The following is an 18,433-nucleotide window of genomic DNA, read 5'->3' as shown; positions in this document are numbered from 1 at the left end:
TCGGTCTGTCCGAAAGCGTGCGGGCGCGAGGCCTGCGCGCGGTAGATTCCTGTGCAGGTTGCCGCGTGCCACCTGCATCCCACTGGTTGTTCGTGCTGAAAACGATCCTGCGAACTGCATCGCCGCACGTCCCGGTTGCAGGCCGTCGTGGCGCCAGGCGAAAAAGGGCCGCTCCAAAAAATGGGGAGGTGGACGTGGAGCGGCCGGTCTAAAGCCTATCGGTGCATCGCAATCGCCATCAGAACTTGTAGGTCGCGCCAACCTGCGCGAATCGACCGACATACGTGTACAGCGACGTGTCGTAGCCCGTCTGGTAGCTCGCGTTCATATAAACCGGGTCGAACGGCGGCGCACGATTGAAGATGTTGTCGATGCCCGCATAGATCGTCCAATGCTTGAAGCCGGTGTAGCTGACCATCAGATTGAACTGGCTGTACGAAGCCACGCTGTCCTGCATGTTCGGATATTGGCCCGGCGACAGGATGGCCTGGCTGTACGGTCCCGTGAACATCCACGTCAACGTCGCGTTCCATTGGTTGTGGTAGTTCCAGTTCAGACTCGTGTTGCCCTTCCAGCGCGGGAAGCTGCCGCCGAACGGCTCGTTCAGCGAACCGTTGTTGCCCGCGAAGTCGGTCGTCTCGCCGCCCACCGGCATCTTGAAGTGCCACACGTAGGCCCAGTCACCCGACAGCGTGAAAGTACCGATCTTGGTCGACACCGACTGGCGGAAGGTGGTCTCGAAGCCGTCCGTATCGAGCGACGACAGGTTCATATACGGCAGCAGCACATACGCGATCGAGCCGTTCGGGTTACGGATCACCTTCGACGGATCGTTCTGGTCGACCACCGTCTGGATGTCTTCCGTGCCAATCACGTTGTCGATGTGGATCTTGTACCAGTCGAAGCCGAAATCGGTATTGCGGGTGGGCGACAGCTGGAAGCCGATGTTGTAGTTCTTGGTCCGCTCCGGCTGCAGCTTGCTGTTACCGGTCTGCACTTCCTCGACGAGGTTGTATGCGTTCGGGTTGTTAGGATCGTTCGCGTCGACCGCGCCCTGCGCGCCGTAGGTCCTCGACGAGGTGTTTTCGATCAGCGTCGGTGCGCGGAAGCCACGGTTGTACGAACCGTACATCGTCAGCTCGCGGATCGGCTGGAAGCGCAACGCGAAGCGCGGCGAGAACGCGCCACCGAAGTCGCTGTAGTGGTCGTAGCGCCCCGACTGGCTGAACGTCAGGTTCGTCAGGATAGGAATGTCGATCTGGTAGTAGACCGCCGCGACGTTGCGCTCCCCGTTGACCGACTGCAGCGACGGCTGGATGAGCGTGCCATTCGCGTAGTCCGCGCCCGTACCGATGTACTGGCTCTGGTGCGTGAATTGCGTACCGAGACCCAGGCCGACGTTACCCGTGGGCAACGTGAACAGGTTCGGCGTCGACAGCGTCGCGTCGACAGCATCGAGCTTCGTGATGGCCTGTGTCGACGTGCTTCCGTACAGTCCGTTCAACCCGTTCGGTGTCGACGATGGATTGGCGAAGTCGAACACGCCGTTCTGGACGATATTTTCCAGTGCGGCCGCGTTGATCAGGTTCGAATAGTTGTTCGACACCGTGTCCTGCGAATGCGTGTAGGACGCCGTCCAGTCCCAATCCCCCACGCGTGGCGTGCTGAACGAGCCTTTCACGCCTGTCGCGGCACGCCAGAAGTTGGAACTCGTATGCACGGCCTGCGCGGCCGGGAATGCGTAGACCAGTTTGGCCGGCACGCCAAACGGGTTATACGGGTTGCTGCCCGGCACAAGGTTCGAAATCGGCGCGAGACCGCCCGTTGACGGATCATAGGTCTGCGTGCTGTTGCCGAGGCGGCCGACGAAGTTGTTCGTGACCGTCGTATTGTTGCTTTCCCAGAGATCGGCGAACGCCTGCATCGCGTCGTTGATCTTGAAGTCGGCGTGCACCTTCGCGCTCAGGCGTTCAGTCCACGGCGACAGCGACGATGCGTACGCGGTGTTGTTTGCGCAGACCGTGCCGGGACCGTTGACCTGCGCGACGGAGGTGCCCGGCACGGCCTGGCCTCCGTTCGGACACGGGCTCAGCGGCACCTTCGCACCGGTGGTCGGATTGCGCCAGTAGGAGACGCTCTGGTTCGACAAGCCGCCCGGGAAATTGGAGAAGTTCTGGTTCTGCGTCGTGTCGCGATCGGCGATCGAGATGCCGTTCGACTTGTAGTAGCTGGCCGCCGCCGTCACGTTGAAGCGGTCGGCGTTCAGGTCACCGAAGCCGCCGAGGATGCTGAACTTCGTCGTGCCCTGGCCGCCTTCACCGTTCGTTGCGCCACCGTAGCTGCCCCCCAATTCAAGACCCTGAAAGTTTTTCTTCGTGATGATGTTGACCACGCCCGCGATTGCGTCGGAACCATACTGAGACACCGCGCCTGTCTTGACAATTTCGATACGGTCGATGATGTTGAGCGGCAGCGTGTTCAGGTCGAAGAATTGATCGCTGCCGTTCACTGCGAACGCATATGGCGACACCCGCATGCCGTCGATCAGCACCAGCGTGTATTTCTCGCTGAGGCCGCGCAGCGCGATACCTGCGCCGCCCGGCGCGAAGCTGTTCGTCGAGCCCTCGCTCCAGCTGCTTGCCGAGTTGGCCGAGGTGCTGCGCAGGTAGTCAGCGACGCTGGTCTGGCCGCTGTTCTCGATGTCCTTGCTCGTGACGGTCTGAACCTGGTTGAAGCCGACCTTGTCGGCCTGCCGGATCAGCGAACCGGTCACTTCGAACCGCTTGATCTGCGCGACCTTGCCCTGTCCGTTCGCGCCGGGCGTGGCAGGCGTCGCCTCGGCTGCCGCACCGGACGCCGAGGCGCCCGTGGCAGCGACAGCGCTCGTCGCACCGTCCGCCTGTGCAACGGTCATCGGTGCGCCGTCCGCGACCGCATCCGCGATCGATGCGGCGCCCGGCGCCGGCTGGCTCTGGGCGAACGCCGGCGGCACCAGCGCGGCCGTCAGCGCCAGTTCCGCCCAGACTATCCTCTTGATGGCCAACGCCAAAACTCTCTGCTTCATCTTGTTCCCTCTCGCTCGTAGTAAGACCCCGCCTGCTGCGTGCCGGAACCTTGTGAATTCCTTGCGCGTCCTGGGTGCCCGTCTAACGGAACCCGCGATAGCCACTCTTCCGACTGCCGTGACTCGAACGGATCGGCCTCAGGGCACCCGTGCCACTCGGCATCACCCTCTCTTTATATTTCGATTCGTGCTACTTACTACATGTCCTGAGCGCGCTTCCTGCCACTTCCGATTCGAGGGATGGCGAGCCCAGCCCCGCCGTCGACGAAAATGCTCGCGCGCCATACTGCGTGCTGCCTTCCATCGATCGGGTACTTCTCCTGCATCGCGGCGTGCAGCACCTGGCGCCTGCGCTAGAACAGCCGCGGCGTACCGACCCAGACGATCACCGCCTCTTCGTCGGCCGTGTTGTGCCACGCATGCGGCAGCGTCGACTCGTAGTGCGCGGTGTCGCCCGCGCTCAACACGAACGTGCAATCCTCCAGCGTGAGCACGACCCTTCCGCGCATCACGTAGAGAAACTCCTCCCCGGCATGCGTCGTCACTTCAGACGGCGACTGCCCCGCCGGTATCCTGACGAGAATCGCGTCGAGCTTGCGACCGTCCACGAGATTCGTCAGCCGCGCAAAGGAGCTCGCCGAGTTCGCGAACTGGAAATACTGCAATGCGTCGCCGCGGCACACCGAGCGCGCCTCAGTCGGCGTGTCGATGAAGTACTGCATCGTCACACCGAGCGCCTTAGCGATTCGGACCAGCGACGTGATCGACGGCGTCGCGCGTCCGCGCTCGACCTGCGACAGGAATGGCTTCGAGATCCCTGCCGTCGTGGCCGCTTCGTCGAGCGTGAGTTTCAGCCGCTGCCGAAGCGCGCGGATCTTGTTGCCGAGCGAAACCGCAACGAGCACCGATTCATCGGGAGGCAAGACCATGGAATAACGGACCCTCTCAATCGAAATCGGTTTGATGTCGGCAGGCCTTGTCCGACGCCATGAGGCTGCCGCCGCGACGCGAGGCTGAACGGCCCTTCGCCGCCGCGCGCACGTCGCACGCGGCGCGAAACGGGATGCCCGATTCGTGGTCGCGCGATTCTCGCTCATTTCATTCGGTTTACTAATTAACAAGACTGCCCCTTTTTCCTCGTCCAGTCAGACTTCCCTGCCTTCAGATGGCCGCAATGGCACGTGTATGCCGTACGGCGCCCATCCCGCCTCTGCCCCCTGCGTCCGCCGGCGTCGCCTTACCGCGACACGACGACCGTCCAGAGCTTCGCCAGATCCGCCGATCCGTCGGCACCCTTCACGGTGCGCAGCACCTGGACCGCGTGCGCCTTCTGGCCCGCCACGTAGTACGCCTCGCCGAGCCGCAGCCGCGCCGCATCGGGATGCTCGAGCCCGCCCTTCGCGATCGCCTGCTCCATCATCGACAGCCCCTGCGCCGCGTGGCCCGCGAACACCAGATTCATGCCGACGTCGATCGGCGCCACCGGATCGGGGGCGTCCGCGCCCGACTGCGCACGCTTCGCGGCCAGCGCCTGCAGCCGTTTCTCGCGGTCCGCCTGCGCATTCTTGCCCAGCACGCCGGATGCGAAACCCTGGTCGATCACCTGCCGGCCTTCGGCCGGCGTGCCCGCCACCAGCGCGAGCTGCGTCATCTCCATATAGGCGTCGGCCGTCGTCAGCGAGCCCGTCGCCCTGCGCAGCCGGTAGATGTCGAGGTCGAGCGACGACAGGTAACCGGGGCTGCCGCGAATCGCCGAGACCATTTCCTCCCAGTACGCGGGGCTCGGATGATAAGCCACCAGCATGGCGAGCGCGCTGCGATACGCGCCGGCATCCTTGCTCTTTTGCGCGCAGGTCGCGAGCATCTGCAACTGCCCTTCGTCGGGCGCGCGGCCGGCCTTCACCTGTGCGTCCGCGCTTGCCTTCAACTGGCTCACGACCTGGCCGCAATCGTTCGACAGGTAATACGATTGCGTGAGCAGCGTACGCATTTCCGGATCCGTGCCGCCCGCCTTCAGGTAGCGCTGCGCGATTCGGATCGCCTGCGGATAGTTCTTCTGCTGGAAGTAGATCCCCGCGAGCGCCGCCGTCGTCCGCTGTTCGTCCTCGCCCGACAGGCGCCCCGAATTCAGCACGGTTTCGTACGCCTGCGCGGCCACGCCCGTATCGCCGGCCGCCATCGCCGCTGCGCCGCGCGTCGCTTCAACCATGTAGGTTTCATACGGCGTGCGGTTGGGCACGGCGGCCGCCTGCGCGATCTTGCCGAGCGCGTCGCGATACTTGTGCGCGCGATACAGGTCCTGTGCCGCCGCCAACGGCTTCGCCACATCGGGCCGCAACGCGTCGGCCGCCCACGCCGGCCGGCCGAGCAAGCAGGCCGCACCGAGCGTCGTCAGCGCCATCATCCGTTTCCATCGTCGCTGGTTCATCGATCGACCTGTCCCGTCATTGCATGAACTGCTCGTTTCCGATCAGGCCGATCTTCGTCGCGCCCACGCGCTGCGCGGACGCCAGTACGGCCGCCACGTCCTTGTACGGCGCCAGCTTGTTCGGCCGCAGATGGATCTCCGCCTGCACGGGCTCGTGCGCGACCTGCGTCAGCTTCGCCTCGAGTACCGCGCGGTCCGGCACCGGCGCACCGTTCCACGTCGTCGTGCCGTCGAAGTCGATGTCGATCTGCACGACTTCCGGCTGTGTGGCGGGCGGCGGCGGATTGCCCACCGGCAGGTCCATCTTCACCGAATGCATCTGGATCGGGATCGTGATGATCAGCATGATCAGCAGCACCAGCATCACGTCGATCAGCGGCGTGGTGTTGATGTCGACCATCACGTCCGGCTCGCTGCCGCCCCCGCCCGAAGGCACGTTCATTCCCATCGTCTGCTCCTGTCGATGCCTGCTCCGATCCGCTGCGTCGCCGTCGATCGGCAGCGGCGCGTATGCCGTTCCCACGCAACGTTAACCACCACGCGCCGGCGGTTCCGTAATGAACGACACCTTCGCGATACCCGCGCGCTCGCACATCGTGATGACCCGGCCGATGAACTCGTAGCGCGTGTTCTGGTCGCCGCGCACGTGCACGCTCGGCTGCGGCTGCTGCTGCGACACCCCCTTCAGCTTCGCGAGCAATGCCGACGCGTCCACCCGTTGCTCGCCCCAGAAGAAATCGCCGTCGCGGTTCACCGCGATCTCGACGCTCTTCGGCGTGGTCTGCAGCGGCTGCACGACCTCATTCGGCAACTGCAGCTGGATCGTGTGCGTGACGACCGGAATCGTGATCAGGAAGATGATCAGCAACACCAGCATCACGTCGACGAGCGGCGTCGTGTTGATGTTCGCGATCACCTCGTCGCTTTCGTCCTGCCCGACGTTCATGCCCATCGCGCGCCTCCGTCAGCCGGTCAGTTCACGAGCGACGCGGCGGCCGACGGCACGCGAGCGGGACGCTTGCTGCCGGCCAGCAGCACGGTATGCAGCTGGGCGCCGAAGTTGCGCACCCGCTCCATCACCGACTTGTTGCGCCGGACCAGGAAGTTGTAGCCGAGTACGGCAGGCACCGCGACCGCGAGGCCGATCGCCGTCATGATGAGCGCCTCGCCCACCGGGCCGGCGACCTTGTCGATCGACGCCTGCCCCGCGATGCCGATCGCCGTCAGCGCGTGATAGATCCCCCAGACCGTGCCGAACAGCCCGACGAACGGCGCGGTCGAGCCGACCGTCGCGAGGAACGCGAGCCCGTCCTGCATGCGGTTCGACACGTTCGTGATCGAGCGTTCGACGGACACGTCGATCCACGTGTTGCGGTCCACTGCTTCGAGCAGCGCCTCGTCGTGATGCTCGCCCGCCTCGATCGCCGTTTCGGCGATGAAGCGGAACGGCGACGCCTCGTCGAGCAGCTTCGCGCCCTCGGCCAGCGACGCCGCGCTCCAGAGCTGCGCGTCGGCGAGTTTCGCGCGGCGGTTAGCCCGCAACTGCTCGACGAACTTCGTGATCATGATGTACCAGCTCCCCATCGACATGATCACGAGCAGGATCAGCACGAAGCGCGCGACGAAGTCGCCGTTCTTCCAGAGCGCGCCGAGCCCGTACGGATTCTCGACCGCTTCGGTCGCGGCCGGCGCCGGCGGCGGGGCCGACTCGGCGGCGGCGGGCGCTTGCGTCGACGCCGCGGCCTGTGTCGACGCGTCGGATGTCGCCGTGGCTCCGCTCGCTTGCGCGTAAGCGAGTTGCGGCGCAACGAGCCCGTCGATCGCAGCGACGGACATCAACAGGCTTGCCGCCAGCGCGGCCAGAGAACGTTTCGTCATACCCCACTCCAATTCTTTCGTTAAACTTACGATTTGAGTTCAAGCCGGTTTTCCCCGGTCCGGCTCCCGCCGGACCGCCCACTGCATCAATTCAGATTGAACGAGAACGGCACCTGGACCCGCACTGCCTGGCCTTGCGCCACGCATTTGAAGCGCTTCACGGTGTTGTAGGCCGCACGATCGAGCACCGGGTCGGCCGACTGGGCCACGCGTTCGTTCGTGATGTTCCCTTCCGCATCCACGACGAACTCGATCGTCACGTCGCCCGTGATGTTGTTTTCCTGCGCTTCCTTCGGGTACTGCATCGACGCGCGAATCGAGTCCGAATTCGGGCAGACGACCCCGACTTCGTGACTGACCGGCTTGGCCGGCGCGGGCGGTGCGATGACCGGCGCCTGCACCGCCGGCGCGGACGGCGCCGGGGCCGACTGGTGCGTGATCGTCGCCTGCTGCGGGGGCGCCTGCACCGGCACTTCGGGCGGCGGCACGAACGGCGGCGGCGGCGGCGCGAACTTCGGCGGCGGAAGCTTGACGACCGGCATCGGCGGGGGCGGCGGCGGCTTCACCGGCTCGATGATGCGGGTTTCGATCGGATGCTGGATCACCTGCACGACCTTGGTCGCGAGGCCGTTGAGCAATGCGTAGATCAGCACTGCATGCAACAGGAGGACGACCGCGATGCCGCCGAAACGGCGCACCGGATTCTGCTGCTTCTTGCCGAATTCCCGCGGACGGCCCAGCGTGGCCAGTCCGCTGTTCGAAGCAACCAGATGCTCTTCGACTTTCATGCCCACTATCCTTCCCCCAAGCGAATCGCCCAGTTTCGCGATGATGGCCGGCGCCGGAACCGGATCGGTTCCGTCTCCGCCTCAACCCGAAATTTCATTTTTAATTCAATTGGCAATCCGAATTGAAAGCATCGAATCCGGATCCTGATTTGTGCAATTTCAAGGAATCGTTTCAACCGCAACGGGATAGCCGCCCTATCCGGCGTCTACCCCGAACCAGCGCATTCAGGCAATTTTCAGCTGCGTCGACATAGTCACACTTTTCGCATGACGATTGGATCTTCGTTACACGCCGATGTCAGCCAAGCCGTTCGTCTTGGGTGCAGAAGATAGCAAGGAAAAAATTTGGGCGTCAAACTTTATTTGATAGCCGAATACAAAGTTTGGAGGCATTACTCGAATAACGAGTTAGTAAACTTCATGAATCATTTTTCATTGATTTAGTAATTGATTTGTATGGTATCGCACTCATTTAGTGACTTGTGCATAAATAATCACCAGTTTAGTGCGGCGCACCGAATTGGCCCGCTCGGTGCGCGTGTTGCCGGATGTGTTTCGTGGGCGCGCCCGGCGACGGCAGCCGATGAACCACTGCCGCGCATGCATACCGTGCGAGGCCACAGCCCACGCATGCCGGGAACGGGCTTGCATCCGCGCGAACAGGCTCTAGCCGATTCCACGGCGGCTCGGCGATGCTCGGATGGCGCTCGCATCGACCATATATCAAGGATTCCAAATCAAAAGCAATAGATCTCCCTGCTCGTCCGGTTTCCATTAAATGATTCGCACAACCAATCTAATTTTCGACTCAGGACTCCGCCGTATCAGCATGAATTCATTCCCCGCCCTCAGCGCGCACCGGCATCTCCCCCTCACCGAACCGGTGGAAAATGCCCGCGCGCATCCTTCCTCGACGAACGCCCGGCATCGCTCAGGACAGCATCATCCCCTGCATCCGGTGCGAGAAATGCGCGCGCTCGGCCGTCTCCATCAGCATCAGGAATTCGTCCTGCGTCATGTGAATCAGCGCCTCATGATCGCCGGCCTCGAAATAGACTTCCGGCTGCTGCGCGAGGTGCTCCTCGAGGAACGTCTTCATCCCGTACGCCATGCACACCGGCGGCAGCGCGCCCATGTCGCAATCCTTGAACAACTCGCGCAATTCGACCTCGCGGGCGAGCACGAGATGGCGTCCCGTCTTCACCCAGAGATCCGACAGACGCACGGCGTGCGTCGTCGGCAGCACGGCGGCGACGTAACCCTCGGCGTCCTCGAGGAGCACGGTTTTCGCGAGGCGATCGCCGGGAATATGCGCGGCGGCGGCCGTCTCCATGCTCGTATGGCTATAGGGGTGGTACACGACTTCGTACCGCGATGACTTCTGGCGCAGGCAATCCTGCAGGGTGGCTGAGACCGGCATGGCGCACCTCGTCTGGGCGAATCGGGTCAATCGGGCGAACGGCGTTCGCTCCGGATTCGTTCAGCATAGGTCGCATTTCGGCCCAATGGAAACGCTCGTGTGCGACGCCAGTCCACCCGGCCCGGCAGCCGCCGCCCTCAGTTTCCATCCGGGCCGCCCGCCCTCGCCGGCATGTGAAATCGGGCCCCGGAATACGTTTCGCAGACCCTCACTTCTGCAGACAGATTTTGGGCAGTGCGCACGTAGATGCGGTCGCGCCCGGCAATTAGCCGATGTCGAGAAACTAGACCGTTAGTTGCATTCTAGGAAGAACACCAGGATACCCGCGGGCACGCATTGTTCCGAAGCGTGCACCCCAAGGCACGCCAGCCAACCCCGTCGCCAACGGCTTTCCCGGTGCCCTATACTGAGCCGGCCGCCCACCCTCCCGCGGCGGAAACCGACTCCTGGAGCGATCATGCATTACCAGTTGATCTACGAACTCGTCGACGATTACCTGTCGCGGCGCGACGCGTTCCGTGCGGAGCATCTCGCGCTCGCGCAGGCCGCGACCGAGCGCGGCGAACTCGTGCTCGCCGGCGCGCTGGCGGAGCCGGCCGATCAGGCCGTGCTCGTGTTCGAAGGCGATTCGCCGGAAGCGGCCGAATCGTTCGCGCGCGCCGATCCGTACGTGCAGAACGGCCTCGTGAAGTCGTGGCGCGTGCGGCCGTGGCGCGTCGTGGTCGGCAAGCACGCGCCGCGTCCCGCGTGAAATCGGGCCTGCGCAAGCCCGTTATTAGCGTGAACAGGCCCTACAGCCACCCTGCCCGCTTGAAGCGCCACCACAGCGCGAGATCGGCGATGGCCATCACCGCGATGCAGCCGTAGAACCCGTATTTCAGGTGCAGCTCGGGCATGTTCGCGAAGTTCATCCCGTAGATGCCGGCGATCATCGTCGGTATCGCGAACAGCGCGGCGAACGAGCCGAGCCGCTTGGTCACCTCGTTCTCCGCGAGCGAAATCATCCCGAGGTTGACCTGGATCGCGGTGACGACCATCTCGCGGCGCCCTTCGATCGTCTTCACGATCCGCTGCAGATGGTCGTACACATCGCGGAAATAGGCCGCCATCCCGCTGCAGACCTGCGGCACGCGCCCGCCGGTGAGCTTCGCGAGCGGCTCCATCAGCGGCGCCGTGTGCTGGTACAGCAGCACGAGCCGGCGCTTCAGCGAATAGAGATCCTCGATGATCGCGCGCGACGACGCAGGCGTCGCCTTCGCGAAGATGCGATCCTCGAGTTCCTCGAGTTCGGCTCCGAGCGTTTCGAGGATCGGGAAATACCGGTCGACGACCTGGTCCATCAACGCGTAGAACACAAACGCCGACCCCTCCCGCAGCAGATGCGGCTCCCGCTCGCAGCGCTTGCGCACGTCGCGGAAATCGTGCTCGGTATGGTTGCGGATCGACAGCACGTAATTCGGACCGACGAACACGTTCAGTTCGCCGACCTTGAATTCGCCGTCATCCTCGAGTTCGACGGTATGCAGCACCGCGAACAGCGAATCGCCGTATTCCTCGATCTTCGGCCGCTGATGTCCCTTGCGGGCGTCCTCGAGCGCCAGCTCGTGCAACCCGAATTCCTCGCCCATCAGGTCGATTTCCTCGGGCGTCGGATCCTTCAGCGCGACCCATACGAAGCATTCGGGCTTCGACACGTAATCGCTGATGGCGTCGATGTCGATATCGGCCAGCTTGCGGCCGTCCTGGTAAGCAGCGCAGTTGATCAGCATGTTGTCCACGATGTTGCGGTTTGCGCATCAGTTTACCGGTTTGCTGCACGGACGGACCGGCTTGCGCGGTACGCCGATATTGGTCATGATCGTGCTGCGTGCGCCGCAGCACGCGCGTCGGGGCACGTCGACAGGTCCGCCGGGCCTGCGTTGCGCAATGCACAACGACCGTGCGCCCCCACCGTCAAGGAGACAGACCTATGTGGTATTTCTCGTGGATACTCGGCATCGGCGTGGCGCTCGGCTTCGGCATCATCAACGCGATGTGGCTGGAAGCGGAAGTGTTCTCGCGCGGCGACAAGCGCAGCGACACGTCGCGCCAGGAGGCGGGGAGCCGGTATTCGTGACGCATCTCGTGTTCTTCTGCGGTCACGCCGGCACCGGCAAGACCACGCTCGCAAAGCGGCTCATCGGGCCGCTGATGCGCGCGACCGGCGAGGCGTTCTGCCTGCTCGACAAGGACACGCTGTACGGCCGCTACAGCGCGGCCGCGATGGGCGCGCTCACGGACGATCCGAACGACCGCGACAGCCCGCTCTACCTGAAACATCTTCGCGATCCCGAATACCAGGGCCTGCTCGACACGGCCCGTGAAAATCTCGCGCTCGGCATCGGCGCACTGGTCGTCGGCCCGCTGTCGCGCGAAGTGCGCGACCGGCGCATCCTCGATCGCGCATGGCTCGGCATCGCGCCCGACGTCACGCTGACGGTCGTCTGGGTCCACACGTCGGAAGACGTCGCGCACCAGCGGATCGTCGCGCGCGCCAATCCGAACGATGCGTACAAGCTCGCGCATTGGGACGAATACCGGCAGCGCCGCTTCGTGCCGACCGGCCGCGAATGCGACGGCATCGTGATGTTCGACAACACCGCGCCGTCCGACGCAGACATCGATGCGCTGCTGCACCGCATCGTGCCGCCGCCGCAACCGGCGACGATCGTCCCGCCGCTGCCGGCCTGAGCGCGCCGCCCGCCGCCGTTCCCGCTTCTCCCAAAAAACAACGCCGGAAGCGCTGCTGCGCTCCCGGCGTCGTACGGCCCTCGTGCCGGAGATGGGCTGGCGAATCGTCTGATAACGACGGTCAGGCGACCGCGTGCACGCGCTCCATCGTGCCGCCTTCGTACAGTTTGCCGAAGCGGTTCGACAGGAACGCCTTCAACGACACCTTTTCCTGCGGGATGAAACCGCTCTGCGGCAGCTTCTTTTCGCGGAACAGATCGAGCACCGCGCACATCGCGCCGGCCGTCGTGATCTGGATCGCGCTCATGTGCATCCCGCACACGTCCTTCGCGAAGATCTTGCGCGTGAACACGTCCTGCACCAGCTGGCCGTCCTTCACGCCCGTCACCGTGACGAACACGAGCACGACGTCCTGCTTCGTCGACGGCACCGCGCGGCGCATGATCGACTTCAGCGTGTCGCGATCGGTCGACAGGCGCAGGTCTTCCAGCAGGAACTGCACGAGTTCGCGGTGGCCCGGGTAGCGCACCGACTTGTAGTCGAGCGTCTCGACCTTGCCCGACAGCGTCTCGCACAGCGTGCCGAGGCCGCCCGACGTGTTGAACGCTTCGTATTCGGTGCCGTCGAGCGAGAAGTGCTCGAGGCCTTCGAGCGGCTGCACCCACTGCTTGCGGCCGTCGCGGATCGCTTCGCACGGCTGGCAGTATTCGTTGATCAGGCCGTCGACGCTCCACGTCAGGTTGTACTTCAGCGCGTTGGTCGGATATTCGGGCAGCGCGCCGACGCGCATCTTCACGTCGCGCACTTCGCTGAAGCCGTTCACGAGCTCGTGCGCGGCGATGCCGATGAAGCCCGGCGCGAGGCCGCATTGCGGCATGAACGCGCGGTCGGAGCCGTCGGCCAGTTCGCGGATCGCATGGGTGGCGCGCACGTCCTCGGTCAGGTCGAAGTAATGAACGCCCGCGGCCTTCGCAGCGGCGGCCACGTTGACAGCGAGGTAGTAAGGCAGCGCGTTGACGAGCGCATCGAAGCCCTTCACCGCTTCGCGAATCGCATTCGCGTCGGCCGAGTCGACCCGTTGCGTCGCGATGCCTTCGCGCGATAGCTTCGCGAGCGCATCCGCGTCGCGGTCGAACGCGACGACTTCGTAGTCGCCCGTTTCGCGCAGCATGTGAGCAATGGTGTGGCCGATCAGACCTGCGCCGACGATGGCGATTTTCATGCGCTTATCTCCTGATGATGGGTTGGTGTTGTGGACGGCGTTGAGCCATGGACACAGTGTAGGGACGCTCAAAATCAGTTCCAAGACGAAGAATGATGCGAAACGACCTGTAGTTTCGACGTTATGACGATACATTTCGTCTAAACGACCAATTCATCTAAAAATCGCGTAGAGGCACTGCCGCAAACCGGCCGTTGGCGGTTGCGCATTGCGAGGACGAAAACGAGGACACACCGCGTGACATCGGACGCACGCACTGACCGTGCGTCAAGATGCAACACGCCGGTCAAAGCGGAATACGAAAGGAGATTCGGGAGAGATGCGCGAAGGGACGACCGCGGTCATCCGTGTCGATCATGAAGTACGACGAAGGCCAATACGAATGCGAGCGGAGACGTACCCGTCGTCAAGCCGAGCACCTGTGATGCACCGCTCCCTGCGCGGTGCATGCACGCGTGCCGTCATGCACGGCGCCGCGTGCAGCAACAAGTCAGCCGCCGATCGTCCCGCGATCGATCTTGCGCGACAGTATGATCGACGTCGTCGTGCGCTCGACGCCTTCGAGCGTGCCGATCTGGTCGAGCAGATCGTTGAGCCGTTCGGGCGAATCGGCGCGCAGCCAGGCGACGTAGTCATACTCGCCGCTCACCGCGCACAGCAGCTGGACTTCCGGCATCCGGTCTAGCTTGCGCAATACGTCCTTGCCGAACTTCGGCGTGAGGATGATGCCGACGTACGCATAGATGCTCGCGTCGAGCACGTCCTGCCCGAGCCGCACGCTGTACCCGGCGATCACGTTGGTGCGTTCGAGCCGCGCGATGCGCGCGACGACCGTCGTGCGCGCCACGTCGAGCTGGCGCGCGAGATCCGCGACGCTCGCGCGCGCATCGGCTTGCAGCAGCGCGACGAGCTGCCGGTCGAGATCGTCGAGTTGGTCGAGGCGGGGTGGACGCATGACGCTGGGCCGGCACGCACGTGCCGGCGGAGTGGAAAGTGACGCGATGATAGCGCCGAACGCCGGCGCGCCCAACCGGCATGGCCCGGATTCGAACCGTCGATTTCGATTCGTATCGGATGTAAGCAAGTGTCGCATTCACTGCCGCCCCGCAGGCAACGTGCTACTAATAACGACGACGCGAGAGGCGCGCCGGCGGCGATGGCCGCCGCGCCCGCTCGCAAGACACCACCCCGGAGAGCCAACCATGAAGAAAATCTCGCTCACCCTCGCCACGCTCGTCGTTGCAGCCAGCGCATTCGCGCAAACCCCGGCGCAGCCGCAAGCACCGGCCCAGGCGCCGGCCACGACGGCCGCGGCATCGGCCCCGAGCGCCGAGCAGCGCGCGGCACGCCACGAAGCGCGCACCGAGCAGCGCATCAAGTACCTGCACGACCAGTTGAAGATCACGTCGGCGCAGGAGCCGCAATGGAAGACGTTCGCCGATACGATGCGCGACAACGGCGCCACGATGGGCCGCCTCTACAGCGAACGGATGGCCAAGCACGACGTGTCCGCGCTCGACGACATCAAGCAGTATGCGGAACTGTCGCAGGCGAATGCCGACGGCGCGAAGAAGCTCGCCGACGCGTTCGCGCCGCTCTACGAGAGCTTCCCGGCCGAGCAGAAGGCGCTGGCCGACACGACCTTCCGCAGCTGGCTGCACCACGGCGGCGAGCACCACGGCAAGGGCAGGACGAAGGGCAAGGAAGGCAAGGCGGCCGCCGCGCCGGCCGCGAGCGCGCCGGCGCAGCCCTGACGCGCCCCGCCGGCGCCGTGCCGGCCCGCTCGGGCCGAACGGCGCCGCGCCGCGATCGGCGACGGCGCGTCACACGGCGCGCCGAATTCGGGATAAGCTCCCGGCTTTTCCCGCTTTCCCGCCCTTCCCCGCCATGCTCGAACTCAAGCAACTCGATCTGCGTACCGATCCGCAGGCCCGTCGTGTCGTCAAGGACGAAACCGTCGCCGTGTCCTTCGCGGACGCCGACGGCGAACTGATGAGCCTCGAAGGCCCGAACCGTTATGTGACGGGCGACGCGCTGATCACCGGCTCGACCGGCGACCGCTGGGTCGTGTCGCGCGCGCGCTTCGACGCCAAATACCTGCCCGCCGATCCGGCGCTCGCGCACGGCGCAGCGGGCGCCTACCGCAACCGGCCGGCCGTCGTGCTCGCGCGCCGGATGGACGAACCGTTTACGATCGCCCGCTCGGAAAACGGCGACACGCTGCGCGGCGTGGCCGGCGACTGGGTGATGCAATACGCGCCCGGCGACTACGGCGTCGTGCAGGCGCAGCGCTTCGCGCAGGTCTACCGCGACGCGTAACGCGTCACGCGCCGGCACGCGGCCGGCGCCACCGCTCACGCAAAGTCTTCGTCGAGCTCGAGTTCCGCGTCGCGCTCGACGGCCTCGCCGGCCGCGTGCCGTTCTTCGAGCGACCCGAGCATCGCTTCCGTATACGCATGCAGCACCGCATGGCTGCGCGCGCGCTGCATCGGCTTGAGCGCCAGATAGCGCGCGAGCGCGGCCGGCACGATCCGGATGTCGAGCGTCATCCGCTTCGGCGTCGCGCCGAACCGCATCGCCAGCCAGTGCACGGACAGGAAGCGCCCGCGCGCGTCGCTGCTTTCGGCGAAGCGCGTCTGCTCCGGAAACAGATCGCAGATCACGCGCGCGAGCGCGTCGAATTCCGCGCTCTGGCATTCGATCAGGTAGTCGTCCATTCCGTCTCTCCCGTCAGGCCGCCGCACGCGACAGCCGGCACGTCTTCACCAGCACGACCACCAGCACCGCGGTCAGCACGAAATACGCGGCCTCGACCCACGCGGCCGGCAGCACGCGCACCTGGTACAGCAGCGTCGGCGTCGCCGCGAGCGCATGCAGCACGATCGCGAGCGGCAACACGGCGATTCGGCCGGCCCGCACACCGCGCCACACCAGCACCGACAGCGCCAGTTGCACCGCGAATGCCGCGCAGCGTTCGAGCAGCAACAGCAGGATCGACTGGGCCGACAGCGTCGCGAGCATCATGTGCAGCCGCACCACGGTGTCCACCGGCAGGTCGGCCAGCTGCGTCTCGAGCTGGCCGCGGCTCGCGAGCCACGCGAGATACGACCACTGGCCCCACACGAGCACGCCGACGAACCACGCTTCGGCGCCGCCGTGACCGATCCCGTAGCCGATCCCGCGACCGTCGCCGGCCGATGCGCCGTAGCGGCGCTCCAGAAAACGCATCCCGAGATAGCGGCCGACTTCCTCGAATACGGCGGTCGCGAGCGCGCCGTATGCGACGAATGCGAGCGGCTGCGTCAGCCAGCCGTCCTCGGGCGTGTGGCTCAGCACGAGACCGTGGAACGCGCGCTCGAGAATCATCGCGAACAACGTGAAGACGGCGACGCCGACGATCGTGTCGCGGCGGTTGAGCGCAAGCGGCTTGCGCAGGATGCGGTAAAGGACGAGCGGCAGCAGCGCGATGATCAGCGTGGCGGCGATCAGCGCCGCCAGCGTGACGGGAGCGACAGTCATGTATTTCCTTGGTTCGGGGCAGCGCACCTGACGCGCCGCGTGCCCCGAATGATACTCAGCTTGCGGTCGACGCGCGCGCGATCAGCTCGCCGGGCAGCATCGCGACGCGCACGTCGCCCGCCGCGCCGTCGATCCGCTCGTGCACGAATTCGACGGCCTTGTAGCCGATTTCGTAGGTCGGCTGACGGATCGTCGTGATGCCGATCAGCTCGGCCCATTCCGGATCGTCGATCGACAGCAGCGCCGCCTGCTGCTGCCACGCGGCGCCGAAACGCGCGCGCAGATGGCGCGCGATCGCCAGCGCGACCGGTGCATTCGCGGCGAACAGTGCGGCGCGCACGCCGCGCCGGGCCGCATCGTCGAGGCGGGCATCGACGTCGGCGAGCGCCGCCGCGGCCGCGTCGGGTTCGTTCAGGTCGAGCACGATCGTCGGCGGCACCGGCAACCCGCGCGCCGCCAGCGCCGCGCGGAACGCGGTCTCGCGCACGCGCCGCGAGCTGACCCGCTCGAACGGCTGCACGACGAAATGGATCGCGTCGAAGCCGTGTTCGACCAGGTGCGCGAGCGCCGTCTCGATCGCGTCGGTATTGTCGAGGCCGATCAGGTCGGCCTCGAAGCCCTCGACCGTGCGGTCGACGAGCACGGCCGGAATGCCTGCGCCGCGCAGCGGGCGCAGCACGTCTTCGTCGGCGCCGAGCGCGTTGACGATCAGCCCTTCGACGCGGTAAGTCGTGAGCAGTTGCAGGAAGCGGCGCTCCATCTCGACTTCGTTCGCCGCGTGACAGATGAGCGGCATGTAGCCGAGCGCATGGCACGCGGCCTCGACGCCCTGCAGCACTTCGACGGTATAAGGATTGGTCAGGTCGGCGGCGAGCATGCCGAGCAGCCGGTTACGGCCGCGCTTGAGCCCGCGCGCCATCTGGTTCGGCCGGTAGTTGAGCCGCGCGATGGCCGCCTCGATCCGCTGGCGCAGATCGACGGACAGCACATGCGTCTCGCCGTTCAGATAGCGCGAAACGCTGGTCTTGCCCGTGCCGGCCTCGCGCGCGACGTCGCTGATCGTCGCCGGACGCGTCGTGGAAGGTTGCGAATCGGTCACTGTCGTGCCTCGCGACGTACGATCCGCGCCGCTTCGTGAGCAGACGGACCATTGTTGTTGGAAACGTAAGCCAACCGGCGGCCTCCCCTGTCGTGGCGCGTGGGCGCCTGCGCTGGCCCGGTGCGCTGTCGAGCCGCGCCCGCCAGCAGCGTGCTACGGCAGTCGGCCGCACCGGACCTGGCGCGGATGCCCGTCGCGCGACACCGCCGGCCGCGTGGCCGGCCGTCGATACGACGAGCGCGGGCGATCATAACGCAGCCAGCCCTCTCGCACCAAGATCATCGA

Annotated in this window: 19 protein-coding genes; 5 read left to right on the top strand and 14 right to left on the bottom strand. The window is 65.2% G+C overall.

Going from position 1 to position 18,433, the window contains the following annotated elements; all coding sequences use genetic code 11:
- Positions 1-238 precede the first annotated feature (238 nt).
- The 8 genes from J8I35_RS30140 to J8I35_RS30105 form a co-directional block, all read right to left on the bottom strand.
- Complete coding sequence (locus J8I35_RS30140) at positions 239-3,064, bottom strand: TonB-dependent receptor (protein ID WP_209928537.1); 2,826 nt, start codon at positions 3,062-3,064, stop codon at positions 239-241.
- A gap of 353 nt (positions 3,065-3,417) precedes the next feature.
- Complete coding sequence (locus J8I35_RS30135; RefSeq protein WP_050015443.1) at positions 3,418-3,993, bottom strand: cupin domain-containing protein; 576 nt, start codon at positions 3,991-3,993, stop codon at positions 3,418-3,420.
- Between the two features lie 308 nt (positions 3,994-4,301).
- On the bottom strand, positions 4,302-5,492 hold the full coding sequence (locus tag J8I35_RS30130) for a tetratricopeptide repeat protein (protein ID WP_209928535.1): 1,191 nt from the start codon (positions 5,490-5,492) through the stop codon (positions 4,302-4,304).
- Between the two features lie 16 nt (positions 5,493-5,508).
- Positions 5,509-5,940 (bottom strand): biopolymer transporter ExbD, encoded by a 432-nt coding sequence (locus J8I35_RS30125; RefSeq protein WP_050015447.1) that lies wholly within the window; start codon positions 5,938-5,940, stop codon positions 5,509-5,511.
- 81 nt (positions 5,941-6,021) lie between these two features.
- Complete coding sequence (locus J8I35_RS30120) at positions 6,022-6,444, bottom strand: biopolymer transporter ExbD (protein ID WP_209928532.1); 423 nt, start codon at positions 6,442-6,444, stop codon at positions 6,022-6,024.
- A 20-nt stretch (positions 6,445-6,464) separates the two neighbouring features.
- Positions 6,465-7,370 (bottom strand): MotA/TolQ/ExbB proton channel family protein, encoded by a 906-nt coding sequence (locus tag J8I35_RS30115; protein WP_209928529.1) that lies wholly within the window; start codon positions 7,368-7,370, stop codon positions 6,465-6,467.
- An 86-nt stretch (positions 7,371-7,456) separates the two neighbouring features.
- Complete coding sequence (locus J8I35_RS30110) at positions 7,457-8,158, bottom strand: energy transducer TonB (RefSeq protein ID WP_050015453.1); 702 nt, start codon at positions 8,156-8,158, stop codon at positions 7,457-7,459.
- Positions 8,159-9,089: 931 nt separating this feature from the next.
- Positions 9,090-9,578, bottom strand: coding sequence for a YbaK/EbsC family protein (locus J8I35_RS30105; protein WP_050015455.1), 489 nt, complete (start codon positions 9,576-9,578; stop codon positions 9,090-9,092).
- Positions 9,579-10,035: 457 nt separating this feature from the next.
- On the opposite strand from J8I35_RS30105, the gene J8I35_RS30100 reads away from it, so the two are divergent.
- Positions 10,036-10,329: a YciI-like protein gene (locus tag J8I35_RS30100; RefSeq protein ID WP_050015457.1), complete on the top strand. Its 294-nt coding sequence runs from the start codon at positions 10,036-10,038 to the stop codon at positions 10,327-10,329.
- Positions 10,330-10,369: 40 nt separating this feature from the next.
- Here J8I35_RS30100 and corA read toward each other — a convergent pair whose 3' ends face one another.
- On the bottom strand, positions 10,370-11,347 hold the full coding sequence (corA, locus tag J8I35_RS30095; protein WP_050015565.1) for a magnesium/cobalt transporter CorA: 978 nt from the start codon (positions 11,345-11,347) through the stop codon (positions 10,370-10,372).
- 200 nt (positions 11,348-11,547) lie between these two features.
- On the opposite strand from corA, the gene cydX reads away from it, so the two are divergent.
- The gene (gene cydX, locus J8I35_RS30090) at positions 11,548-11,694 is read left to right on the top strand and encodes a cytochrome bd-I oxidase subunit CydX (protein WP_063772904.1); all 147 of its coding nucleotides are present in this window, start codon (positions 11,548-11,550) and stop codon (positions 11,692-11,694) included.
- Positions 11,691-12,308: an ATP-binding protein gene (locus J8I35_RS30085; protein WP_050015459.1), complete on the top strand. Its 618-nt coding sequence runs from the start codon at positions 11,691-11,693 to the stop codon at positions 12,306-12,308. Before cydX ends, J8I35_RS30085 begins: the two co-directional genes overlap by 4 nt.
- Positions 12,309-12,429: 121 nt before the next feature.
- Here J8I35_RS30085 and J8I35_RS30080 read toward each other — a convergent pair whose 3' ends face one another.
- Positions 12,430-13,530 (bottom strand): saccharopine dehydrogenase C-terminal domain-containing protein, encoded by a 1,101-nt coding sequence (locus J8I35_RS30080; RefSeq protein ID WP_034181371.1) that lies wholly within the window; start codon positions 13,528-13,530, stop codon positions 12,430-12,432.
- Positions 13,531-14,020: 490 nt separating this feature from the next.
- Positions 14,021-14,485, bottom strand: a complete 465-nt coding sequence (locus J8I35_RS30075; RefSeq protein ID WP_006481526.1) for an Lrp/AsnC family transcriptional regulator — start codon at positions 14,483-14,485, stop codon at positions 14,021-14,023.
- Between the two features lie 247 nt (positions 14,486-14,732).
- On the opposite strand from J8I35_RS30075, the gene J8I35_RS30070 reads away from it, so the two are divergent.
- Together J8I35_RS30070 and J8I35_RS30065 are read left to right on the top strand one after the other, a co-directional pair.
- Positions 14,733-15,284 (top strand): Spy/CpxP family protein refolding chaperone, encoded by a 552-nt coding sequence (locus J8I35_RS30070; RefSeq protein ID WP_050015462.1) that lies wholly within the window; start codon positions 14,733-14,735, stop codon positions 15,282-15,284.
- A 133-nt stretch (positions 15,285-15,417) separates the two neighbouring features.
- Complete coding sequence (locus J8I35_RS30065) at positions 15,418-15,849, top strand: PGDYG domain-containing protein (protein ID WP_124556894.1); 432 nt, start codon at positions 15,418-15,420, stop codon at positions 15,847-15,849.
- Between the two features lie 35 nt (positions 15,850-15,884).
- Here J8I35_RS30065 and J8I35_RS30060 read toward each other — a convergent pair whose 3' ends face one another.
- From J8I35_RS30060 to J8I35_RS30050, 3 genes are read right to left on the bottom strand one after another with little or no spacing between them, the layout of a single operon-like run.
- Positions 15,885-16,247 carry a DUF3022 domain-containing protein gene (locus tag J8I35_RS30060; protein WP_050015466.1) on the bottom strand — a complete coding sequence of 121 codons (363 nt, stop codon included), beginning with the start codon at positions 16,245-16,247 and terminating at the stop codon, positions 15,885-15,887.
- Positions 16,248-16,260: 13 nt separating this feature from the next.
- Complete coding sequence (locus J8I35_RS30055) at positions 16,261-17,049, bottom strand: YhfC family glutamic-type intramembrane protease (RefSeq protein ID WP_209928524.1); 789 nt, start codon at positions 17,047-17,049, stop codon at positions 16,261-16,263.
- A 55-nt stretch (positions 17,050-17,104) separates the two neighbouring features.
- Entirely contained in the window at positions 17,105-18,148 is a 1,044-nt protein-coding gene (locus J8I35_RS30050; RefSeq protein WP_050015470.1) for a LacI family DNA-binding transcriptional regulator, read from the bottom strand.
- Positions 18,149-18,433: the final 285 nt, after the last annotated feature.

The organism is Burkholderia sp. CpTa8-5 (assembly GCF_017815045.1).
Taxonomy (GTDB): Bacteria; Pseudomonadota; Gammaproteobacteria; order Burkholderiales; family Burkholderiaceae; genus Burkholderia; species Burkholderia sola.
The sequence above is the reverse complement of the archived record's forward strand: the minus strand, read 5'-3'. Positions and strand labels throughout refer to the sequence as shown.